Here is a 23,679-nt window from a genome sequence, read left to right on the forward strand (position 1 = left end):
AGGTTTTGCCTGCTTAACCAGTAACAATCCTTCATAGCGATTGATCGTTATTTAATTTTTATAAGTCTTTGGATATAAAAAAACCTAAATCATGCCTTATCAAAGATAGGGACAATGATTTAGGTTTTGCCTGCTTGACCAGTAACAATCCTAAAAGATTGTGGGTTATGTTGTTTATAGTTATAAAGTATCATGTTAATTTTATGATGTCAACGCTTTCTTTTTAAATTTATTTTCTTTTTATCACTCTGTCGATATGCAAAGTTAAATATAGCATCTCATCTTCTATGAGACTTCGGTTGTGTTCTTTTTGAACATAATCGTTAATTTTCTCAGCACATTGGAAAGCTGCAGTGTTTTTCTCTTTTACGACCTCATACAGGAATTCATTCTGATTTTCCATTTGTGTTTCGTTAAACAGACGCTGTCCAAAAAACTTCAAATGCGTGACAAAACGGAAATAGTTTAATGATTCCTCGTCTAAATCAATTTGAAAGTGATACTTGACGATATTTAAAATATCTTGAATGAGTTTGGTAATTTGAATCACGTTCGGCATTTCTTCATTGAGCTCTGCATTGACAATGTGCATCGCAATAAAACCGGCTTCATCCTCAGGAAGATGAATGTTGAGCTTGTCCTGAATAATCCGAATCGCTTCTACACCACACATAAACTCATCTTTATACAACCGCTTAATTTCCCAGAGCAGGGCATTTTTGATGTCCATTCCTTTTTGATGACGTTCAATAGCAAAGGTGATATGATCTGTCAGTGTCACATAGATGCTGTCATTCAAATTTTTATTAAGGGTTGTTCTCGCATGATCAATAATCGCCTCACACACTTGCATATACTCGATTGGAATATCATAAAGCAGGGTTTTGAATTTTTCTGATATATCTTTATTTTGAATGGAAAATACTTTCTCAATACGTTCTTCGTCAATCGGGTCTCCACTTTTCTTTTGAAAAGCGATCCCTCTGCCCATAATGACCAGTTCATGCTGCTCGTCATCATACGCACTGACCACATTATTATTGATTACTTTCGAAATGATCAATTGATACCCCCCAGTACATTCCGCTTTTTCGAGCATCTCATTGTTGATTGATATGTCATGTTATTATTATTTTCAAAAAAGAGGACTTTAAGATGATTTTACATTTTTTTTTGATACGGTCAACTAGAAAGAATGACATATTACCTCTCAAAAATGACGAAATAGGGGCAAAAAAGTCTAAAAACATACACAAAAACACTCTATAAAGAGTGTTTTTTACAAAATTAGGAGCAATCCCAATTATAGACGACATTCTCGAAATTTTTTCGCTTGAGGTCTTCTGGTTTGATAAAAAAGTTGGCGATTCCGCAATCTCCCCACAACATGTCCACTTCATCATCTGAGTCGATTTGTAATAACAGAACGGTATGTTCCTGGTCTTCGTAGGTACGCGGGTCCTCTTGTGTAAAGCCTGGATATCCACCCAATTTGTGACCAAAGCCACTCTCTGTCTCATAAAATTCATCTAACAAGGCATCTGCTTCATCTCCATCAATACCTTCTATATCTTCGAATAGGTCCCAGCTTCGCTTACCTGTGATTTTCTCAAAGCGGAAATCTTCTACACTAATCGTTTCACTTGATCGTTCACCTGTAATGGCGCCTTCCTTCGTTACAGGAAAATAAAAATCATCAGGAATTTTCACAAAAGAAAAATCAGTCAACAACTCTTCTTCTGCCAAGAAAGGTTCCTCAATAAATTTGATCCGAAAATCTTTTTGCTCTGTTTTTTGGTCAATATTCATCCCATAAAGATCATCATGCACAGAAATAAAAATTTGCAGAAGTCCTGTTTCTGGATAATCCTTCAGCTTCGGCAGCTGGCCAAAATTAATTTGTGCCAAAAGCTTCATAGGGTGTCCTTCACCATCAACTGGATATTCATCGTTTTTAGGGAAGTAAGGATCACCTGCAATTTTGCTGTCGTATGGTCCTGTTTTTCCTTGTTTCATCTTTAGTTGAATCGTTGGCTGTTCCGTTTGATCTAACATTTTACGGTAAGGTGCTATGATTTCTTGTAGCTTCGCTGATTGTGTCACGATGGTCTTCCTCCTTATGAATAGGTCTACTGACCAGGGTAGTATCTCTTTTTCTATCATACAGAAGTGTACACTGCCTGTCAGCGATCAATCGGTCAATATCCTAACAAGTTCCTTACCTTAAAACGAAAAAAACCTCCGATTGATCTGGAGGTTGTGGTCAATCTATTTTTTATTTCACTTGATAATTCACTAAGTCTTCTGCGAGTGATTTCATCGTTTCATTTGTTTCATGAAGACCTTCAATAATTTTTGTGAACGTGCCTACAAGCTCTGCTTGATGCTCAGAAGAAGCGACAATTTGTGCTATTTCTTCTTCCATTCCTTTAATCGACCCCTGTACATCTTTTAGCGCTGTTTCAATATCAGTCGTCGCTTGTTTGGCGTGAGTTGACAGCTTTCTCACTTCCGTTGCGACCACTCCGAATCCTGCTCCTGCTTCACCTACTCTTGCAGCCTCAATTGATGCGTTGAGTCCAAGTAAGTTCGTTTGATCAGAGATACCTTTGATAAGATTGGACACTTGATTGATTTTAGAGGAATTTTCTACAGTGGTTTTCGTGTTTTGTAGAATTTGTTCACTTGTCGCTTGTAGTTCCTCTGAATGTGCAGCAACTTGCTGTACCATTGCGACTAGTTTTTCGGAAGCTTGGTTGCTCTCTGTCATGATGTCATCTAATCGTTGTTGATTGGTCTGATCATAGGCAACGCAGAAAGCAGCGACTACTTGACCCGCTTCATCTTTAATTGGAACGGCTACAATATCCATTGGAATCCCGTATACTTCTTTCGGAATTTGGATAAACGATGGCTCTCTCCCATTTTTCAACATAGAAAAGTTTTCGAATCCTGGAGCTACGATATCTCCAGCTTTAAACCCTAGGTCAATGTTTCCGTGTTGCTGATAATAAAGAACCTTCTCTTTCCCTAAAACAGAAAAGGTTAGTTGTTCTCTCATAGCTAGTCCAATGATTGGTAAAGCGTCTATTATGTTATCAATTTTCTGTGACATTCGCTCACGTTCATCCTCTCTTTTTCTCAGTACATTCTCTTTATCGGTTCGTTATAAGATCTATTACAGCCTGTAATGTGTACTAATATCAATCAAATGACCTAAGACATATAAAAAGCCCACATTCTATCAAGAGAATGTGGGGGGTTTTTAAGAAAAAGACATGCATATCAAGACACTGATAACGATGAGCAAAAGATACATATAGTCGATCCATGAAGTGCTGATGACATGATAATACGTCCGCTCCCTCTCACCTGTGAAGCCTCTTGCTTCCATCGCAATGGCCAAACGTTCTGATTTTCGTACGCCCTGTGTAAAAAGTGGAAGTGCATAACGCATAAAGGCTTTCCAGCTGTTTTTTTGCTTATAGCCTCTGATTTTATGTGCCGCCTTCATTTGCTTTAATTCACTTTGAAATAACGGAATAAACCGGAAGCCAGCAAGCATTCCATACGCCCATTTTGGCGACATTTTGCACTGATGAATGAGGCTCATCATAAATGCTGTCAAATCTGTTGTGGACGTAAACAAAAGACCAAATGTCACAAAGCCAAGCATTCTGAGAGCGATGGTGAGTCCATTTCTTAAACTCTCCTCTGTCATATGAAACCATGCCCATTTCCAAACAGTATGATCCCCCTTGCCAAAGGCCGCCATCATCCAGAACACGAGAATAAAAAAGAGCAGATAAGGGACAAGTCTTGTGAAAAGATACTTCAAATTCCATCCGCCTAAGACAAGTCCAACACAAAGTGCAAACAGCCAGATGATGAAGGTTGTTTTAGGATCAGATATCGCCATGAGACAACACATCGCAAGTAGATGAGCGAGTAATTTGATGACTGGATTCACAGTGGAAAGAAAGGAATGATTACTTTGCAATCGTCAGCACGTCCTTTCTTTCAGCCACATAGCGATAATGCAGCGGGGCTCTCAGCTGATAAGCATCGACAAAGTCCTGATTTGAAAACAAATCATAAGGCGTGCCATCATACACATGCTTTCCTTGATGAAAAAGAAGCACTTGATCGGCACACTCATCGACAAGGTCCATATCATGTGTGACCATTAAAATTGTGGTACCTTGGCGTTGACGCTCTTTCAAGCGCCTGATTAATTCCTTCGCTGTTCTTTCATCCTGTCCGAAAGTTGGTTCGTCTAACAATAGGACATCCTGATCAAAAAGGAGCATTGTGGCCACACTCAACCTTCTTTTTTGACCTAAGCTTAAAGTGAAAGGATGAGCTTTTGCATGTTTTTCTAAACCGAACTCTTTCAACAGCTGAATTGTTTTTTCTTGCACAACGGATTCTTGCCAATTACGCTGCCTTCCACCAAATGCAATTTCATCGAACACTGTATCTTGTATGAATTGAAGCTCCGGATTTTGAAACACAAAGCCTGCCTTTTCATATAGTTCTCGGTCTGACCACTTTTTAAGGAGTGTCTCTTTTAAAAAAATGTGGCCTTTTTTCGTTGGCTCTAAACGAACCAAATGTTTAAGACATGTGCTTTTCCCGCTTCCATTTTCCCCAATGATCGCCACCCAATCCCCTGCTTTGATATCAAGCTGAAGATCACTCATAATCCTCTTTTTCCCGTAGCTTAATTGAAGATCTTCTGAACGAATGATGGTCTTCCGCTTAGTCGAAGGCACTTTTTCATTCTGCTTCTTTCTTGCTTCAAAGGTTTGCATAAGCTTGTGACTCATTGGATGAAATGGATCTTGAAGGATGGTAGACCATTTCTCTGGAAATAATTTCGGCCTCCAAATTCCTGCCTCTTTCATTTCTTTTTCATATGTCGTCAATACATCTTTTGGAGACCCATCTGCTAAGATGCTGCCTTGATCGTCTAATAAAATCACCCGGTCCATCCATTCAATGACACCATCTAGCACATGCTCTACAAAAATCATGGTTTGTCGCTGATCAGCTGCAAGCTGCTGTAGAAGCTGAAATATCTCCATTCTTCCTGCTGGATCAAGCTGTGCGGTCGGTTCATCAAAGAACAGCACATCTGGCTCTAACGCTAGTAAACAAGCAAGCGCCAACCGCTGCTTCATGCCGCCAGATAATGTATGGATGTCTGTATTCGGATCGACATCAAGTTGGACTTTTTGCATGAGCTGCTGAATGATGCCATCCATCTCGTCACGAGGGACAGAACGGTTCTCTAAGCTAAAGGCAATTTCTTCATTGACGCGATGCATACAAAACTGGGAATCAGGGTCCTGAAACATGACGCCTGTATGTCTTTGCAATATCACTTCGCCCTGCATGTCCGCTTCTAAATGTTCTGGAATGATGCCAGCCAGAACGGAGATGAGCGTGGATTTACCGCTGCCGCTTGGTCCTAAAATAAGCACCTTTTCTCCTTTTTGAATGGAAAGAGAGATTTGATGCAACACGGGCTGAGGCTGTTCATAAAAACGGACAGTGAGATTATTGCACGCGAGAAATGAATCCATGCTGTTCACCTTTGTTTCGTTTTTCTTTCATGATGGCATATTGATTCAATACACCGGTTTTAGATAATGCGTCCACCACTACTTTTGCTAAACATCCGCCCAGTATCATTCCGCTGATGATTTGAGTCATCAGTGTGACGAGTAAAACTTGAGGCGTGTAATAACCAAAGCCATTCGCAACGAGGCTGTAAGCCATTGCTCCAACAGCTGCAAAGGCACCTGACAGCATCAGTGTCCACATGCGATATCGTTTATAACCAAAAAGAGCAAAAGCAATTTCTGCCCCAAGCCCTTGGCATACACCAATCAGCAGGGCTGCAAGACCGAAGTGGCTGCCTGTTAGTAATTCCACTGCGGCAGCGGCTGTTTCTGCAATCAGGGCAGCTCCCGGCTTTTGGATGATATACGCGACGATTGGACTGGCAATCACCCAAATGCCAAACATGATGTTGCCTCCTGCTGGGCCAACAAGTGCTGTAATGGGTAAGTAAAGTGTGGACCACCCTAAATAGATGACACCACATGCAACGGATAAAATGACAGCAAGGACAACTTCTTTCATCTTCCATGTCATGATGAATGCACCTCCAATGGAACTGGCCAATCTTCCACCGTAAACGCCATATCCCAAAACTTGTACTCAAGCTGACAGCTTAAGATAAAGTGCTGTTTCATTTTTTCCTTTTCTTTCTCACTTGCTGCTTCCGCCAGCTGATCGAGCCGCTTGCAAAGCTCTACTGTAATAGAGTCGGTTAACCCTCCATAAAATGTGATCCACTCATAAAAAGGATGTGATGGGTCAGGCTGCACATCTGCGAGCATTCGTTTCCCGATTTCCCAATATGTCCAAGGGCATGGAAGCAGGACAGCGATGATTTCTCCAAGCGTGCCTTCCTTGGCAACTTGCAGCATATGATGAATATAGTGATGAGCACTCGGAGCAAGCGGGGCACCTTGGAGCTCATCATATGATACACCTGCCACTCGGCAAAGATTTTGATGAGGGTGTGTCTCACTATCTAGTACAAACGCAATCTGCTGATGGAAAAAGGCAATATCTCCTTTGTCTGTACATCTGCTAAGAGCCGCTGCATAAATTTTAATAAAAGCATGTAAATATTCTGCATCTTGTTTGACGTAATGAATGATCTGTTCCTTTTCCAGCTTTCCTGCTGCCAGCCCTCTGACAAATGGATGCTGATAAATGGCTTCAAATAATGGTTCTGTTTCTTCTCTTAATTGCGCTGAAAACGTCATAAAAAAAGCCTCCTCTTCTTCAGTTGAATAAATGAAAAAGCCACCCCAAATGGAGCGGCCTTCTTATCGATTCAATCATGAATAAGACGAGGTCCAGCTCCACTTCCCTCCGCTAGTACAAACTAGATCAGGTTCAAAGGGTCCAAGATTTTCTCTTGTCTCAGTCATACATGACTCCCCTAGTGGACTTTTGTCATTTAATTATCTTTACTCTACACATGTAGAGATTTGCTGTCAACCGCCTTTCTTAATTCAACGTTCTGATCGTAGGCAGCTTTTCGATCCCTGCAGCATAGTAAAAATTAAGGACACTGAAGAAATCAATTGGTTTTCCCGTTTTCAAATCAACAGCTAAAATATGATCGCCGTAATTTGTCATATCATCAATATCTAAACGCCTTGGCGTTGTCTTTCCAAGTGTATCAACAAAGCTACTATGGTAGTATTGCCCGCTAGCAAACGATGATTCATGATACATAAATAACGTCTCCACATCTAAGTAGACGAGAATGGCCTCAGATGAACTCGCATAAGGAGCAGAGTACGATACTGGTGCCGAAATACTTTTCACTTTCACACTTTCAACAGAATGGGTTCTCTGATCATATTTTCCGTCATAGGAGAAATAAAATACACGCTCCCATTTATAATCGGCGGTCTTAGATTGTTTGTTATACACTTTTGTACCATTAGCGAAAACATCCCCATTCGCATACTCAGCTACAAAGTATTGCAGGGTGGAAGAGAGGGAAACAGCCCCTGTGAAATTGGGTGGATTTTTTGCATTCACTTGTAACGTGTAAGAGTCTCCGAAATTTCCACCGCTTGTGATACCGAATGCGTAGTCACCTGCTGGTAAATTGGTCAAACCAAGGAGACTGCCTGCTGGCTGAATCAAGTCCGTCGGATAAGCTTGTCCAGTTTCATAATCAACAACAAATAATTGTACGAAATAATCGGGATTTGAAGAGGTAATTCGGCTGATGAGTGCCTGAGGTGAAGTCGTACTTAACAACCATAAATCGACTGGGTCATCCTCTGATAAGACAACCGATTGGTTGATGGCTAGTCCATCAATGGAGCGAACGGAAGATGTACGCATCTTACCATCTTTAGCGGCTTTTCGTTTGATACTGATTCCATTTTTCTTATCTACTTTAAAAGATTTTTTTAGCTGCTTCTTTTGGATAGCGGTTCCTTCATCCTGTTTCAAAAACGAGTCTTGCACTTGCTGAATGGCTTTTTCCGTCAGTGGTGACAATTTCCCATCTGATTTCGGTGCTTCTTCTGCTTTTAATACTGGTGAAAATAAACCTGTTGTGACGAGTAGAATGGATAATAAAGTTGCAGTGATTTTTCCATAAAATGCTCTCACAGGAACATCCCCTTTTTCCTAAATTGGGTTTTTTACCCTGTGAATATTTTACCATATTCCATTCATTGTTTTGGTCTTTTTTAGGGAACCTTTATGACAAAAAACCAGCCATATTTGCTACGACTGGTTTTTTGATCACTTTATGAAATGGTTTTAACAAACAGGCGTGCTGTTTCTGCACTAGAACCTGGATTTTGTCCAGTAATGATTTGTCCGTCAACTACAGCGTATGGTGCAAAGGCAGCTCCTTTTTCAAACGCTGCCCCTTGCTCACGAAGTTTTGTTTCCAATAAAAATGGAACTTTTGATGTCAGCTGAACAGCTTCCTCTTCTTCGTTTGTGAAGCCTGTGATTTTTTTACCTTCGATAAATGATTTGCCATCTTGATCCTTCACATCAATGAATGCTGAAACGCCGTGACAAACAGCTCCAACTGCACCATTTTTGTTTGAAATAGCTAAGATTGCATCGGCTACCAGTTGATTAGACGCAAAATCGATCATTGGGCCGTGTCCTCCCGCAAAGAAGATGCCATCATAATCAGCTGGGTTCACATCTGTAAGCGCCTTTGTGTCTTGAAGTAATTCATATACATCTTCATATTGCGCTGGAACACCTTCTGGAATTGAATTTTTATCAATAGGGACAGTTCCACCTTGAATAGAGACAATTTGAACGTCTAGTTCATTTTCTTTAAAAATATGAAATGGCTCTGCCAACTCTTCTAGCCATAAGCCTGTTGGATGTCCGTTCATTTCTGAACTGCTTGTCGATACTAATAACACTTTCTTACTCACCTTGATCATCCTTTCGATTTATCATGTTTTCATTTTACATTTTGCACAATTAAATATCAAGCAATTGAACTTCGGTGCAACTCTTTATGGTATACCCGATTTTCTGAAAAATATGGCATGTCATTAATCTAATCAATATGTCACATTCTATTGGTAGGGAATTTCATGTAAAATTGTCATTGAGTGATATCATATGAGGTAAGATGGATAGACCTCACGGATGTGAGGGGACTTTTAAAGGAGTGGAAAAGAGATGAAAACCTATTCGATTGTGATGATCATCATCACGCTCTGTATCATATTGGCCGTCTTTTTGATGAACTTAACAGGGGTCATGTATGGAAAAATTATTTTGGCTGTTGCCGTTGCGCTATGTCTGACATCCATTATTCGTCTAATGGGTCTTCGAAAAAGATAAAAGCCGCCCTTTACTCGGGCGACTTTATTTATGGTTAAATTGCCAGGATAAGCGCAATTAATGCAAGAAGCGCTGGTACTCCTTGCTTGACGATGATTGATTTATTAGAGGTCACACCGCCAAATACCGCAGCGATGATCACGCAAATAATGAAAAATAGCTGAATCATATATCCAACAGTATTCGATCCGAGAATGAGCCCCCAAATCAGTCCTGCAGCTAAAAACCCGTTATAAAGCCCCTGATTGGCAAACATCACTTTTACATTTGGATCCTTTTGCAAGTGTTCTGGCAGCTTAAAGGATCTCTTTGCCATCTTTGATTCCATAAAAAACATTTCTAATAACATAATGACAAGGTGTTCTAATGCGACAATTCCTACTAGTATTATTGCCAAAATATTCAATTTAGTTAATTCCTTTCTGATAGACGATCACGAATCTCTATTTTATCCGTGTATAAATCAAAGTCTTGTATTAATTCAAGCGCTTCAGTAAAGCGGCTTTGTGGAATGTCTTTCATTTTTCTCACACCAAACTCCTTTTTAATAAAAGCCATGATGGTATTGATATGAAGCTTACCGTGACCATCATACTCCAAATGGCTGCAAAAAGTCTGCATCGTCCCTCTAATCACCTTTAATTGCTTAGCAGTGACACAACTCATTGGTAACGCTCATCCTTTCCTTTGTTTTAACAGCTAAAAAGAACCATGTATGAAAGAAAAACCTTCCAGTCTCTATTATATAATGATTTCATTCGGATATCAAAATAAAAAAGAACAGACATTCGACCAAAAAGCCGCCCTTTTCATCAAAAACAGTTTATTACCATAGCAAAAAGCCGGATTCAATGGTAGAATCCGGCTTTCTGTTTAGTTACTTTTAGAAATTAATACCTTTCCAACAGAACGATCCTTACTTTGTCCAACAACTTTAAAGGATAGACCGTATGTTGGGACATCACGCCCTGCATCTGGATTATTTGGATTCACATAATTCTTTTTATCACTAAATGTACGAGTCGGGCGAATATAGCGATCTACCAACGTTAAGCCAGTTGTCGCTGTATAATCAATATTGAGCTGCGTACTTGGATTCAAAGAAAATGCTGCATCATGTACTTGGAAACCTGTGGCTGCAATGGAGCCGTCACTCCACTTCAATACTTGCTGATCTGCATCTACTACCCCAAGGAAACCGTTCCCTGGGTGTTTTCCTACCCAGTTATCACTGTAGGATTGATCGACATACCACACGACCAAACCGTTATTATAGCTCATGAGGCTTGCCCCTCGTTTGATATGCTTTAACCCTTTATCGACGTCAGCATATGAGCGCCACTCTAGTAAATAGTATTGAGCTGCATATTGTTTTCCATTCGATTTCGAGAATCCGTTAAAGGTGAAAGTAGATGTGCCCTCGGCATCATCTGACCACACTTTAGTCCCATCTGCAGTGATGTTTAAATCATCTACAAATAAGCCTGGCAGTGAATAGCCTGCATCGGTTGTATAGCGGAATTGCAGGTCAATTTTCTTCCCTGCATAAGCAGAAAGATCAAATGCTGCATCTACCCATCCGTCTGATTTTCCGTCAATTCCATTGCCTTCGTTCGCTCCAGCTTCATTTCGATCGTTCGTGATGTTACCAGCAATGGTCTTCCACTGATCAGTTCCTGTTTCACGAACTTCTACATACGCATAATCATAATCTTCTTCGATATCGTACCATGCTTTAAATGTCAGCTCTGCTTTGCTCCCTTTCGACAAATCGATACCTGTTGTCGTCATGGTCGCATTTAAATTGTCACCCGTTCCGCTGAAGTACGAATTTTGTCCTTGAGCAGGTTTTGTGACAACAATCTCTTTATCTGGTAAATCTACCCGAACCGCATCATGGTTCGTTCCTTTTGTTGCTGCTTCATCAATCAGCACTGTTTTGCTTTTCTTTAATGTTTTACCATCAATGGTTTGTCCAGTAAGCCAGTTACCACCATGTAAGTTTTGAAGCATTTCTTTCGCATATGGACTAAAGCCTGTTGGTTCCGTTCCAGGGACTTTACCTGCCCAGCTTCCGCTTGACATGATCGACCAGTAGGAAACGGGCTCGCCTCCTCCTGTGTACTGTGTATCGTACTCATCAGGAAGACCAAGATCATGTCCGAATTCATGTGTGAATACGCCTGCCGCGCCATCTTCAGGCTCAATGGTGTAATCTAACGCGCCTAACTTTCCGCCTTGTCCGACTTCAGATTCAGTGTTTGGAATTTCAAATACATCACCAAGTGACCAGCGGTGCGACCAAATCGCATTAGAGCCAAGTTGTCCGCCGCCAGCTTCTTCACCTACGCCAGCATGAACGACCATCAGATGGTCAATGATGCCGTCTGGTTCGTTATAAACGCCGTCGCCATCCATATCATAGCGGTCCCATTGATCATATTCACCGAGATCAATGTTCGGGTCCTTTGCTGCTGCTTCGAGTGCTTCTTTCACCAATTCACGCGGTCTGCCGTCACTGCCTGATTCATCAGGTACGTTCCCGCCATAATAGGCTGCTTCATGCTTCGCTGTATACCAGCCAGCCACCGTTCCACTGATCGTGTAACTGCCGCCAGACTGTTTCTCATAATATTGCTTCATGGATACTTTTCGTTTCCCATCTGGACCGATGTAGCCATTTTTTCCGAAAAGCATGTCTTGATAGTGCTGCTGATCGTACTTGTCATAGTACATATCAGTCTCTTCTTTTTTAATACTATTATGCTTATAATCTTTAAAATCTACTAATAAAACCAATACCTTATCATTGCGAACTTCGCCTTTATACTTTTCCTTTTTGACCGGTTTTACATGATTGCTTTCTTTTCCATTATGCTTCTTTAACTTTTTCTTTTTGGCTAATTTGTTATGTACCTTTTGTTTGTATTCTTTCAGAAATTCAGGCTCTTCTGTTAAGGTGCTTGCACTTTGTTTCATAGCAGATTCTTCTTTTTTCTTTAGATATTTCTTTAATGCTTTTTGGGTTTCTGCTTCATTGGCATTCTTTTTGATCTTTCCTTGTTTTTTCAAGGCTTTGATGAGACGGTCTTCATTCACAACACTTGCATCGAATGGAATACCTGAATAATGACCGCCGTCTGAGGATGTTGACTTTTCTGTAGTGTGGGCAGATAGTGGGGTGCTGAAAGCTGTCAATGTGCCTAAACCGAGGACAGCCGTTAGTGCAATGCTCGTCCATTTCCCTTTTTTCATTTTGGTTCCTCCCTAATTTGGTAATAAATAATATCTCATTCTAGCATATTCTAATATACTTAAGTCGAAAAACATTTTATTTTCAGAAATTTTGTGGAAAATGCACAATACGGGAATGAAATGGGTGGAACAAGGTGTCGAAAATAAAAGAACCCTAGACGATAAACGCCTAGGGTGTTTGTTGTTTTACTATGAAAGTTGCTGGCCTTGAAAGGCAACAACGTCAAGTGGAGCGGCTAAGAATTCTTTTGCCTTCGCTACGAAAGCTTGGAAATGTGCACTCGCATTATGGCTCTGAACCGCAGCGTCATCTTTCCACACTTCTACCATTAAGAAGGTATGTTCCTTATCTGTATCCTTGAACAGCTTGTAGGATATATTGCCTTCTTCGGCTTGTGAAGCTTTCATTAATGCATTGATTTCTTCTAGAAATACGTTTTCTTTTTCTGGATGAATGGTCATCCCTGCATGAATAATAATCATCTAATCGTCTCCTTTTTAAAAGATATTATTTCCACTCTGTAATGCGTTCAATCGGTAAGCGGTAAGAAGCATAACCTTCGTCAGCAGCTTTCCCAATTGATAACAGCATCACTGGTACATAACGTTCTTTATCCCAGCCAAATGTTTCAGCGATGACTTCTTTATCAAAACCGCCAATTGGATTTGTATCATAGCCGTGTGCACGTGCTGCAAGCATAAGCTGCATAGACACAATTCCACCGTCAATTAAGATTGTTTCGCGATTCACTTGCTCTGGAAGTACCTCAAAGTGTGCAGTTAGTGCAGCAATTTGTCTTTCTTTCACTTCTTGCGGCATGTAGCCATGCTCTACTGCTTTTGAATAAATTTCATCTAAGTATTCATTGCTTTTCATATCTGCAAATACTGCAATGACAGCTGCTGATGTTGACACTTGAGTTTGGTTGAATTTTGCAAGTGGTGCAAGCTTTTCTTTACCTTCTGGGCTGTCAATGACCATGAAGCGCCAAGGCTGTGCATTCACTGATGATGGTGCAGTTGTTGCTTCTTCTAGAATCTCTGCCATTTCTTCTTTGCTGATTTTCACAGCTGGGTCATAGTTACGAATAGAACGGCGTCCTTTCAAAATTTCCATAAAATCGTTAGTTTTTAATGTTGTAGCCATGTTGAAACACTCCTTTAGGTTGTTTGAATCTTTTCGATGTTTTGTTGTATTCGGCTGAGCACATCAGTGAGAAGCTTTCGTTCTTCGTCACTTACGTTTTCAAGCATTTCTGAGATAAATCGTTCTTTTTCTTTTTTAGAAGCTTCGATTCTTGTTCTGCCTTCTTCTGTCAGACGAACAAGTGTGACTCGATTATCTTCTGGCTTTCTTCTGCGCGTGACCATTCCTTTTGCTTCTAACTGTTTTAAGTGACGCGTCACAGCCGCACTATCAATATTTACTTTTTTCTGCAAATCTGACTGGCTGATTTCGTCTGCTTGGAATAACAGTGATAGCAACTCTAGTCTTGATTGGCTGATGCCCGTGCATGCTTCGAACTTCACGCCCATCATACGGTTCACACACTGCAAACGGTATAATACCTCTGCTTCTTCAGAGCAAAATGCAGTCAATGCCATCCCCTCTTTTCTATTCAGATCAATTAGTTGATATATCAATCATTGACTCGTCAACTAATATACACCCATTATTTAATGAATGCAAGAGGTTTGTTTCATAAAGTGAAATTTTTTATCTCAATAGAAAAAGAAATGAACAAAAAAAGGACAAAAGCGGCGAAGCACTTTTGTCCTTTTTTCTTTATTCTGTGATCACAGTGTGAATGAGAGTTGGTGCATCAGCATGATCTGCGATGCGGATGTTGTCATAAATTTTCTCCACGACATTCGCAACATCTTCACGATTTGCATGAAGTGTCACGAGTGAATCTCCTTTTTCAACACGATCGCCGACTTTTTTGTTCAGCATGATGCCGACAGATAGGTCGATCTCGTCCTCTTTTGTCGCACGTCCTGCTCCAAGAATCATCGCTGCAACACCGATCTCGTCTGCGACGATTTCAGCAACCACACCTGATTCCTTTGCAGGAACGTCGATTTGGTAAGGGGCTTGCGGCAGTTTTTTCGGCTGATCTACAATCGAGCCGTCCCCACCTTGATTTTCTAAGAATTCCTTGAATTTCTCAAGTGCTTTGCCGTTTTTCATGACTTCAATTAGCTTTTCTCTTGCTTCATCAAGCGTTTCTGCTTTTTTCGCAAGAACGACCATTTGACTTCCTAAAGTGAGCACAAGCTCGTTTAAGTCTTCAGGGCCTTCGCCTTTAAGCGTATCAATCGCTTCTTTCACTTCAAGGGAATTTCCAATCGCTAATCCTAGCGGCTGAGACATATCAGAGATGACAGCCATCGTTTGTCTGCCAACGTTGTTTCCGATGCGGACCATGGCTTTTGCAAGCTTCTCAGAGTCTTCAGGTGTTTTCATGAAAGCACCTGCACCTGTTTTCACATCTAGTACGATCGCATCTGCGCCAGCAGCAATTTTCTTACTCATAATAGAGCTTGCAATGAGCGGGATGGAGTTAACGGTTCCTGTCACATCACGAAGGGCATAAAGCTTTTTATCCGCTGGTGTCAGGTTGCCTGATTGACCAATGACCGCTACTTTATGACGGTTCACAAGCTCGATGAATTCGTCTTTTGTAATTTCTACGTGGAAGCCTTTTACCGCTTCAAGCTTGTCCACTGTACCGCCTGTATGTCCAAGGCCGCGGCCAGACATTTTCGCAACAGGTACATCAAGTGCAGCCACAAGAGGAGCGAGTACAAGCGTTGTTGTATCACCTACACCGCCTGTTGAGTGCTTGTCTACTTTAATACCCTCAATGGCAGAGAGGTCAATCGTGTCTCCCGAGTTCGCCATAGCGAGCGTTAAGTCAGCACGTTCTTGATCCGTCATATCTTGGAAGAAAATCGCCATAGCCAAGGCACTTGCTTGGTAGTCAGGAATTGTTCCGTCCGTATATTCTTTGACAAAGAAAGAAATTTCCTCTGAAGATAATTCTTTTCCGTCACGTTTTTTCGCAATGATATCTACCATTCTCATTGTTTTCACCATTCCTTTTCTTAAATTAGTAAATCAAACCGACAACGCCTGCTGTTAAGAAGCTGACAAGTGTTGCACCAAATAGAAGCTTTAATCCAAAGCGTGCGACAACGTTCCCTTGTTTTTCGTTTAATCCTTTGACTGCTCCAGCAATGATACCGATAGAAGAGAAGTTCGCAAATGATACAAGGAATACAGAAATGATCGCTTCTGTACGAGCAGTGAAATGCAAACCTTCTCCAGTTAGAGCAAGCATTGCCACAAATTCGTTAGATACCATTTTGGTTGCCATAATGCTTCCTGCTTGTACAGCTTCGCTCCAAGGTACACCGACAAGGAAAGCAAATGGGGCAAACACATATCCAAGTACATCTTGGAAAGAAACACCGATGACAGCTGTAAAGATTCCATTAATCATCGCAATTAATGCAACGAATCCAATCAACATCGCAGCGACAACAATCGCTACTTTGAAACCATCCATAATATATTCGCCAAGCATTTCAAAGAAGGATTGCTTTTCTTCTTCTACAATTTCAATCATGTCTTCGTCCTTAGCCACTTCATAAGGATTGATGATAGACGCAATAATAAACCCACCAAATAGGTTCAGCACGAGTGCTGTTACAACATACTCTGGTTTAATCATTTGCATGTATGCACCGACAATGGACATCGATACAGTTGACATCGCAGATGCACACAATGTATAAAGACGTTGTTGAGGTAATAATCCGAGCTGTTTCTTAATGGAAATAAAGACTTCTGATTGACCTAAAATCGCAGACGCTACTGCGTTGTAGGATTCTAGTTTCCCCATTCCATTTACTTTACTAAGCAAATACCCGATTCCGCGTACGATAAGCGGGAGGATACGCCAATGCTGCAGGATACCGATCAATGCCGAAATAAAGACGATCGGCAGTAAGACATTGATGAAGAAAGTTGACGCCTTATCATTCATTAATCCGCCAAATACGAAGTTGATTCCTTCACCGGCATAGCCTAGAAGCATTTGGAATCCCCTTGCAAAGCCACCGACTAGGAAATTTCCAACACCTGTATTGAGCAGAATATAACCTAAAATAAATTGCAGTACAATCATGACAATTACTGGACGGAATTTTACTCGTTTTTTGCCGTTACTAGCCAGCCATGCAATGGCGAGAATCACCAGCAAACCGATGATACCAATCACGTATTTCATGTTTTTCCTCCTCGAATGAATTCGTTTACATTAATGCGCTTGTATGGAACAAACCCTATTTCGCAAACAAAGTGCGGAAGAAATTCCCATAAGTGAGATCCTTCCGCATATGACTTTTTCATCATTTATGAGTCACGAATGTTATCCTACCATAGGATCGTATGAATTAATAGTCTTTCGAAGGAGCTGATTGATCCCCTTTGATAATAGAAACGCCTGCACTCGCACCAATTCGGGTAGCGCCTGCAGCTAGCATTGCCTCAACATCTTCTTTTGTTCTCACGCCGCCTGATGCTTTCACACCGATGTCAGGTCCTACTGTTTTACGCATTAATGCGATGTCCTCAGCAGTTGCACCGCCTGTACTAAATCCAGTCGATGTTTTCACAAAATCAGCGCCAGCTTTCACTGAAAGCTCACAAGCTTTGACTTTCTCTTCATCTGTGAGTAAGCACGCTTCAATAATGACTTTCACAAGTGCCTTCCCTTTTGCTGCGTCTACAACTGCACGAATATCTTGCTCAACTGCATCATATTCGCCGTCTTTCAATGCCGCGATATTGATGACCATGTCCACTTCGGTTGCACCGTTCTCAATTGCATCCTTTGTTTCGAATGCTTTTACTGCTGTTGTGTTTGCACCTAGCGGGAAACCGATGACTGTACAAATATCAACGCCTGTTCCTGCTAGTTCTTTCGCCGCAAGAGACACCCATGTTGGATTCACACAAACAGATGCGAACTGATGAGTCTTTGCTTCTTCAAGTAACTGCATGATTGCAGCTTTCGATGTATCTGGTTTTAGTGCTGTATGATCAATAAGATTTGCTATCGTCATGCTTACACTTCCTTTTAATTATGATACTTTCATCATATATGACCGATGAACATTTGTAAACATAGTTATGAAATTTTGTTCATCTATTTTGTGACATTTAAAAGAGCCTTTGCTGTATGCTGATCAATCATCAATACGTTCGCATATTTTCCTCTTAGTGCACCGTGGATAGAAGCAACCTTGCGATGTCCGCCAGCAACAAGAATAGAGCGTTCTTTTGTTCTTAAATCATCAAGCTCCACGCCAATCGTACGGTTGTTAATCGCTTCACTGCAAATGCGTCCTTCTTGATCATAAAAGCGCGAACAGATGTCCCCAACACTGGATGCTTTGAGCAGTGCTTTTTCTTCTTCGCGGAAGTAACCAAGTCTAAACAAAAGGGCTTCATCTCTTACCGTTCCAACAGTGAACACAGCAATATTCGCCTGTTTGCCCATTTCAATGATGCGCTGAATATGTCTGTCCTGTTCAACCATCTCCTTGACGGCAGCACTATCAAATACAACAGGAAGCGGTAAATAGCGCGGTGCTGTTTGAAAGGCCTCGGCAAACAGCTGGATGGTTTCCGCAGAATATGTATTCACATGGGAGTGGCTAATCCCACCCTTCAGCTGGACAACCTCTACACCTTTGACCTGTTTAGGTTGCATCTTTTGAGCAATTTGATACATGGTGGTTCCCCAGCTCACACCAACGATATCACCGTCTTTTACTGTGTTTTGCAAGTACTCAGCACCAAATTGGCTCAAGTATTCAGTGATCGTTGGATAATCATCTTTGGGCGAAAACACCACATGAGCTTCGAGCAGGTCATATTTTTCCTTGAGCAATGAAGACAGCTCATTCAAGTCTTCAAACGGGTCCATTACCGTTATCTGGACGTACCCCTTCTCCTTCGCATATTGAAGCAGCCGAGATACAGTTGGTCTCGACAGGTCGAGCTGTTTGGCAATTTCCTGCTGGCTGTAATCCGATAAATAATACAGCCTTGCCGCTTCAATACTCAGTTGTTGTTTCTCCCGATCCATTCGTACGCCTCCTTTTTTCTTCTATCATAACAAATTGTTCAACTTATCATGCACAAATGTTCATTTGAAAAAAATAGTATAGGCGGCTTGGAAGGTCTCATTCTTCTCTAAAGTTTGAATACCGAACTTTTCCTTGTACTGCCCATTCGTCCCTTCAACATCGGCAATACCGTACCAAGGCTCAATACAAACAAAAGGAGCCATTGTGCCCGTTTCTTGATGATAAGGTGACCAAATACCAACGAACGGAAAACCAGTGAGATCAACCTCAACCCCGTGACCTGCCTGAGACACCAATGACACTCGATTGATATGACTAAAGATCATCGCATCATGCTGAAAAAGCTCTGGTCGAAGCTGAATTGGTTTAAGCTGAATGCTTTTTTCTTTCTCCCTGACAAGTGAATTTTTTAGTTCATATTGGACAGGAAGATGCTCAGTAGAAGGCGTCAATGTCAGGGAATAATCTGCTGTGCGCTCTCCTTCAATTAGCGGAACTTGAAATGCGGGGTGACCTCCGATGGAGAAATACATCGTGTCATCTCCGACATTATCAATTTCCCAGGAAATCATCAGACCATTTTCCGACAGCTCGTATCGAATACGGGCGGTAAATTCATAGGGATACTGCTCGATGTGGAGGCCTTTTGATTCATATTGAAAGGTCACTGTATGTTTCGTTTCTTCATGTAAATCAAAATCAACATCACGCAAGAATCCATGCTGCGTGAGCTCATAGGTTTGATCATCTATCTTGTATTGGTCATTCTTTAATCGTCCAACAATCGGGAATAAGACAGGCGACACCCTGCCCCAGTATGCAGGATCGCCAGACCACATATATTGACGTCCACTTTCCTTATGAAACACCTCTCTGACCTCGGCACCCCTCTCATTGATCTGAATCAATAACTGATCATTTTCAATTGTTCTCATTTCACACATCCCCTTTCCATCTTCTTTTATTATGACAGGGATTTTGGTTTTGAGTATAAAAATAAGGCAGCCTTCCTGACCATCAATTCTATCTTTATATAAAAATTTTAAAAAAAGACAGAAATTCGCCAACAAAATGTGATGCTGATTCGTCTAATCTTATATAAAATAAAAGAATCGTTGCTCTTTTGGAGTGACAACAAAAAAGAAGCGTTTTGACATAAATGGGGGATTCATTTTCATGAGCAGCAAGGAGAATCGTTTACGTTATATATTAGGACTAGATGGGCTAAGAGCCGTTGCTGTATTGGCGGTCATTGCTTATCACTTACATATTGGACCTGCAAGCGGCGGGTTTCTTGGCGTTGATTTGTTTTTTGTGATTTCTGGTTACTTGATTACAACGATCTTGTTACATAAGCAGGATTTGGGTTATCAAGAGCTTTTACCATTTTGGATGGGCCGAATCAGAAGGCTCCTTCCAGCTGCTTACGTGATGATTTTCTTAACCGTCAGCTGGTGTGCAATTGCGGGTTCGAATGCACTATTGTCCATTCGTGGCGATGCCTTATCGTCCTTTTTTTATGTCAGTAACTGGTGGTACATTTTCCATCAGCTGTCTTATTTTGATAGCTTCAACGCTGTATCTCCACTGAAAAATTTGTGGTCTTTGGCGATAGAAGAGCAATTTTATATCATTTGGCCGGTACTATTGATTGCTGGGCTAAAATGGGTGAAAAATAGATCCCATCTGCCAATGATCACCTTTGGCCTTGCACTTGTCTCCGCCTTATGGATGGCAATCCTTTATTCACCCGATACGGACCCAAGCAGGGTTTATTATGGAACAGATACTCGTGCATTTGCGCTTCTGATTGGGTGCAGCCTAGCATTTGTATGGCCCATGCAAAGACTGTCCAGCAAAAAGCTCCTTCCTGTTGGCAGACGTATTTTACATATCGCTGGTTTTGGTTCGTTTGCGGTTTTTCTTCTATGTGTTTATGCAGTGGACGAATTTGACGGCTTTCTCTATCAAGGCGGCATGCTTTTATTCTGTCTTAATGCAGCGATTTTAATTGCGTGCATCTGCCACCCTGCAAGCCTACTAGGAAAATGGCTCTCCTATCAGCCGCTCGTCTGGATTGGAAAGCGTTCTTATGGTATTTACCTGTGGCATTATCCCATCATCGTGCTGACCACCCCTGTCATTGAAATTGGACAGCCTTCTATGGGGCGTGTCGCATTGCAGATCATTGCCATCTTACTTATCGCAGAGGCCTCTTACCGCTTCATCGAACAGCCGATTCGCCGGCTTGGCTTCACACAATATTTTGCCTCTTGGTCTATTTGGAAAAAGGGATTCAAACAATGGTCTACGTCTCATAAAGTGTTCCTTGGAATCACTGCAGCTCTTTTAATCTTATTTACCATTGGCATGTCCAGTTCGTCCCATACGTCTCCACATGCCAAGGAAGTGACACAAATTAAGACGGCACCGAAAAAAGCAGGAGACTCTACGGAATCGAAAACGAAAAAAAAGAAGGAAAAACATGAGAAGAAAGCAGCAGATCAGAAGCAGTTTCACCAAATTCTTGCTATTGGTGATTCCGTCATGCTGGACATAGCGCCGAATCTTGAAAAGACATATGCACAAATCACCATCGATGCAAAGGTTGGCAGACAAATGAACGAAGCCGTCAGCATCGCTCCTCAGTATGCTTCATTTAATCAATCTGATGCCGCTGTTATCATTGAGCTTGGCACGAATGGCTATTTTACTGAGGGCACATTGACAGCATTCATTCAGCAATTTTCAAAGGCGCACATTTTCCTTGTGAACACGAGAGTCCCAAGGTCTTGGGAAAGCGATGTGAATGCAGTCATTCAGCGAGTGGCCGATCAACATTCCAATGTGACCCTGGTCGATTGGCATTCAGCCGCTACTGGACAGCCTTCTTATTTTCAGCCTGATGGTGTTCACCTTTCAACAAAAGGCTCTGATACATTGACACAGCTCATTACAGCTAGCATCAAGAAAAAAGGAGATGTGTCATCGTCATAAAAAAGACTAGCATCCTGCTAGTCTTCTTTTATGACGTTAAAAGGCTGGCTTTCAGCGCTAACACACGCTTTTCCTTCGTTTTTTGATCCACCAACGCAAAATCACCATTCTCATACGCTAATGAAAATAATTGTTCGATATGAAACACACCTGTCTGAAACCGCCTGCCCAATAAATGCAGTGCCGCAGCAGAGGCGACTTGAGCTGTTGCTTGAGACTCATCATGCCCTTTTATTCCAAGCGCTGCTTGATGAATCTTGTTCCCCTCCATTCCTGTCGCCTCCACTTTCACTGCATATTGATCTGTTCCCATTTGAGCAGATTGAATCATAGAAATGGCTCGTTCCTTGATTTTCGGCACAGTGAGAAGGGACGTCATTCCAAGGCTCCTTGTGACAGCAAATGCCCGCGTTGCCGCGCGAGAATCAAAACAAAGCCTTGTTGTCACAGAAGGCACGCTGAGCGTCAAAGGCAATGTCTGCTGATCAGAGAAGGGGAACTGATAGGCTTGCCGCTTTCCAAGTTTCACACCAAAATCTATACGCTTGCCTCCAGTAAAGCTTTTGACTCTTTTACGCTGATGATGCTCAGTAACCACATAGTCAGTATGGACATTGTCAAGCGTCCATTCAATGGCGGCTTTTCCATGCTGATCACCCAATCCAAGCATAATCCCTATATCTATTTGATTCACTGATGAGAGCATAGATGCTGCTTTCGCTGCCAATAAATTCGTAAGGCCAGGCGCAAGCCCGACGCTGAGTAAAGCCGTTGCACTGGTGTGCTGGTGATCCAGTTTTGCCATCTGTTCCATGTACGCCCCTTTCGCAGAAATATCTATATAATCAATGCCTGACCGCAGAACTGTTTCAGCAAATGACGGATCTTCTTGATCAAGGCACATGATCACCAGTTTTGTTTGATCCACCCAGTCCGAAAATAACGGCTCACTGACATCTAGTTGATAGGGAAGAACTTTCCCTTTTGTCTGGCGTGAAAATATCTCTGCCTTCTCATAGCTTCTGCCTGCCGCTACAATTTGTCCGGGATACACTTCGCTTAGCTGAAGACATATTTGCTGTCCAACATGTCCATAGCCGCCTATCACCATCACCTGTGATCTCATTTCTCATCCGCCTCTCTACGACCTCGCTTGCAAACAAGCCCCTTAATCATTCCTGCCTGAAAATAAGGTCTGATGTCTTCAAATCCTGCTTTGATTAAATGATCTTTTATCTCTTCCTCGGGAACAGGGTGTGTCGCGCTTCCCAGCCTGTCTTTAAAGGACGTAAACACTTCTTTTTCTAGACCTTGCCGCTGCATGAAAAGAGAAAGCATGTGAAGCTCCTGTTGAAATGCTTGGGACTTCATCTCTCCCTGTATAAATGCCAACATAAACGGCGCATCTGGTTGAAGCCTGCGGGAAATCTCTTCTAAAAAGAGCTGGCGCTTTTCTATAAAATGAATGACAAGCAAGCTCACCGCTGCATCGTAAACAGGTTCAGCTGAAACCTTATCTAATGAGGCCTCATGCCATGTGACACGCGCCTCCATCTCAAGCTGTGCAACTCGCTGTTTCGCCATGTCCAGCATAGAAGGTGACGGATCGACCCCTGTGATGAGCCAGCCTTCTTTTCTTTGAAGCATATTGATGATCTCTTCGCCCCCGCCCGCTCCAACAGTCAGGATGCGGGGAGCCGCTCCCTTTAATTCAGTTTCTAATACGTCTATTGTCAACTCATGCAATAGCTGATAACCGGGTACTTTATAGGCAATCGTCGCTGCATATGACTCAGCAACGGGATCGTGCCAATGCTGGTTTCCTTTCAT

The 23,679-nt window shown here is 41.8% G+C and carries 24 protein-coding genes and 1 riboswitch; of the genes, 2 read left to right on the forward strand and 22 right to left on the reverse strand.

Going from position 1 to position 23,679, the window contains the following annotated elements; translation table 11 throughout:
* Positions 1-229: 229 nt before the first annotated feature.
* From NSQ36_RS18270 to NSQ36_RS18310, 9 genes are all read right to left on the reverse strand, one after another.
* A complete protein-coding gene (locus NSQ36_RS18270; protein WP_058013317.1) occupies positions 230-1,063 on the reverse strand; it encodes a PRD domain-containing protein in 834 nt (277 codons plus the stop codon).
* 224 nt (positions 1,064-1,287) lie between these two features.
* Positions 1,288-2,103 (reverse strand): YwqG family protein, encoded by an 816-nt coding sequence (locus NSQ36_RS18275; protein WP_003215325.1) that lies wholly within the window; start codon positions 2,101-2,103, stop codon positions 1,288-1,290.
* A gap of 172 nt (positions 2,104-2,275) precedes the next feature.
* Entirely contained in the window at positions 2,276-3,115 is an 840-nt protein-coding gene (locus NSQ36_RS18280; RefSeq protein WP_106032041.1) for a methyl-accepting chemotaxis protein, read from the reverse strand.
* Positions 3,116-3,265: 150 nt separating this feature from the next.
* The gene (locus NSQ36_RS18285; RefSeq protein ID WP_106035748.1) at positions 3,266-4,000 is read right to left on the reverse strand and encodes an energy-coupling factor transporter transmembrane component T; all 735 of its coding nucleotides are present in this window, start codon (positions 3,998-4,000) and stop codon (positions 3,266-3,268) included.
* Positions 3,990-5,588 carry an ABC transporter ATP-binding protein gene (locus NSQ36_RS18290; protein ID WP_251190617.1) on the reverse strand — a complete coding sequence of 533 codons (1,599 nt, stop codon included), beginning with the start codon at positions 5,586-5,588 and terminating at the stop codon, positions 3,990-3,992. The genes NSQ36_RS18285 and NSQ36_RS18290 overlap by 11 nt, the downstream gene beginning before the upstream one ends.
* Positions 5,563-6,162 carry an ECF transporter S component gene (locus NSQ36_RS18295; RefSeq protein WP_251190616.1) on the reverse strand — a complete coding sequence of 200 codons (600 nt, stop codon included), beginning with the start codon at positions 6,160-6,162 and terminating at the stop codon, positions 5,563-5,565. The genes NSQ36_RS18290 and NSQ36_RS18295 overlap by 26 nt, the downstream gene beginning before the upstream one ends.
* Positions 6,159-6,845: a thiaminase II gene (gene tenA / locus NSQ36_RS18300; RefSeq protein WP_050944574.1), complete on the reverse strand. Its 687-nt coding sequence runs from the start codon at positions 6,843-6,845 to the stop codon at positions 6,159-6,161. Before tenA ends, NSQ36_RS18295 begins: the two co-directional genes overlap by 4 nt.
* An 87-nt stretch (positions 6,846-6,932) precedes the next feature.
* A riboswitch (TPP riboswitch) is annotated at positions 6,933-7,036 on the reverse strand.
* Between the two features lie 56 nt (positions 7,037-7,092).
* Positions 7,093-8,220 carry a hypothetical protein gene (locus tag NSQ36_RS18305; RefSeq protein ID WP_251190615.1) on the reverse strand — a complete coding sequence of 376 codons (1,128 nt, stop codon included), beginning with the start codon at positions 8,218-8,220 and terminating at the stop codon, positions 7,093-7,095.
* A 140-nt stretch (positions 8,221-8,360) separates the two neighbouring features.
* Complete coding sequence (locus NSQ36_RS18310) at positions 8,361-9,017, reverse strand: type 1 glutamine amidotransferase domain-containing protein (RefSeq protein WP_251190614.1); 657 nt, start codon at positions 9,015-9,017, stop codon at positions 8,361-8,363.
* 253 nt (positions 9,018-9,270) lie between these two features.
* On the opposite strand from NSQ36_RS18310, the gene NSQ36_RS18315 reads away from it, so the two are divergent.
* The gene (locus NSQ36_RS18315) at positions 9,271-9,435 is read left to right on the forward strand and encodes a hypothetical protein (RefSeq protein WP_003214630.1); all 165 of its coding nucleotides are present in this window, start codon (positions 9,271-9,273) and stop codon (positions 9,433-9,435) included.
* Positions 9,436-9,469: 34 nt separating this feature from the next.
* Here the strand turns inward: NSQ36_RS18315 and NSQ36_RS18320 are convergent, their stop codons facing one another.
* The 11 genes from NSQ36_RS18320 to NSQ36_RS18370 form a co-directional block, all read right to left on the reverse strand.
* Positions 9,470-9,841, reverse strand: coding sequence for a DUF1304 domain-containing protein (locus tag NSQ36_RS18320; protein WP_050944576.1), 372 nt, complete (start codon positions 9,839-9,841; stop codon positions 9,470-9,472).
* Positions 9,842-9,846: 5 nt separating this feature from the next.
* Positions 9,847-10,101 carry an ORF6C domain-containing protein gene (locus NSQ36_RS18325; RefSeq protein ID WP_012011773.1) on the reverse strand — a complete coding sequence of 85 codons (255 nt, stop codon included), beginning with the start codon at positions 10,099-10,101 and terminating at the stop codon, positions 9,847-9,849.
* 207 nt (positions 10,102-10,308) lie between these two features.
* Positions 10,309-12,690: an immune inhibitor A domain-containing protein gene (locus NSQ36_RS18330; protein WP_339206356.1), complete on the reverse strand. Its 2,382-nt coding sequence runs from the start codon at positions 12,688-12,690 to the stop codon at positions 10,309-10,311.
* Between the two features lie 189 nt (positions 12,691-12,879).
* Positions 12,880-13,173: a putative quinol monooxygenase gene (locus NSQ36_RS18335; RefSeq protein WP_339206358.1), complete on the reverse strand. Its 294-nt coding sequence runs from the start codon at positions 13,171-13,173 to the stop codon at positions 12,880-12,882.
* A 25-nt stretch (positions 13,174-13,198) separates the two neighbouring features.
* The gene (locus NSQ36_RS18340; protein ID WP_003214802.1) at positions 13,199-13,837 is read right to left on the reverse strand and encodes a nitroreductase family protein; all 639 of its coding nucleotides are present in this window, start codon (positions 13,835-13,837) and stop codon (positions 13,199-13,201) included.
* 14 nt (positions 13,838-13,851) lie between these two features.
* The gene (locus NSQ36_RS18345; RefSeq protein ID WP_003215380.1) at positions 13,852-14,295 is read right to left on the reverse strand and encodes a MarR family transcriptional regulator; all 444 of its coding nucleotides are present in this window, start codon (positions 14,293-14,295) and stop codon (positions 13,852-13,854) included.
* Positions 14,296-14,476: 181 nt separating this feature from the next.
* Positions 14,477-15,778 carry a pyrimidine-nucleoside phosphorylase gene (locus NSQ36_RS18350; RefSeq protein ID WP_050944579.1) on the reverse strand — a complete coding sequence of 434 codons (1,302 nt, stop codon included), beginning with the start codon at positions 15,776-15,778 and terminating at the stop codon, positions 14,477-14,479.
* Positions 15,779-15,803: 25 nt separating this feature from the next.
* Positions 15,804-16,985 carry a NupC/NupG family nucleoside CNT transporter gene (locus NSQ36_RS18355; RefSeq protein ID WP_251190613.1) on the reverse strand — a complete coding sequence of 394 codons (1,182 nt, stop codon included), beginning with the start codon at positions 16,983-16,985 and terminating at the stop codon, positions 15,804-15,806.
* Positions 16,986-17,151: 166 nt separating this feature from the next.
* Positions 17,152-17,823, reverse strand: a complete 672-nt coding sequence (gene deoC, locus NSQ36_RS18360; RefSeq protein WP_003215179.1) for a deoxyribose-phosphate aldolase — start codon at positions 17,821-17,823, stop codon at positions 17,152-17,154.
* A gap of 83 nt (positions 17,824-17,906) precedes the next feature.
* The gene (locus NSQ36_RS18365; protein WP_003214694.1) at positions 17,907-18,851 is read right to left on the reverse strand and encodes a sugar-binding transcriptional regulator; all 945 of its coding nucleotides are present in this window, start codon (positions 18,849-18,851) and stop codon (positions 17,907-17,909) included.
* 60 nt (positions 18,852-18,911) lie between these two features.
* Positions 18,912-19,787, reverse strand: coding sequence for an aldose 1-epimerase family protein (locus NSQ36_RS18370; RefSeq protein WP_339206361.1), 876 nt, complete (start codon positions 19,785-19,787; stop codon positions 18,912-18,914).
* Positions 19,788-20,028: 241 nt separating this feature from the next.
* Between NSQ36_RS18370 and NSQ36_RS18375 the strand changes: the two genes are divergently transcribed.
* A complete protein-coding gene (locus NSQ36_RS18375) occupies positions 20,029-21,849 on the forward strand; it encodes an acyltransferase family protein (protein ID WP_226804470.1) in 1,821 nt (606 codons plus the stop codon).
* Positions 21,850-21,877: 28 nt separating this feature from the next.
* Here the strand turns inward: NSQ36_RS18375 and NSQ36_RS18380 are convergent, their stop codons facing one another.
* Both NSQ36_RS18380 and NSQ36_RS18385 read right to left on the reverse strand, forming a co-directional pair.
* Complete coding sequence (locus NSQ36_RS18380) at positions 21,878-22,975, reverse strand: saccharopine dehydrogenase (RefSeq protein ID WP_339206363.1); 1,098 nt, start codon at positions 22,973-22,975, stop codon at positions 21,878-21,880.
* On the reverse strand, positions 22,972-23,679 hold the full coding sequence (locus NSQ36_RS18385; RefSeq protein WP_327839455.1) for a class I SAM-dependent methyltransferase: 708 nt from the start codon (positions 23,677-23,679) through the stop codon (positions 22,972-22,974). Before NSQ36_RS18385 ends, NSQ36_RS18380 begins: the two co-directional genes overlap by 4 nt.

The sequence above is a fragment of the Bacillus sp. FSL W8-1143 genome, assembly GCF_037965155.1.
GTDB lineage: Bacteria > Bacillota > Bacilli > Bacillales > Bacillaceae > Bacillus > Bacillus pumilus.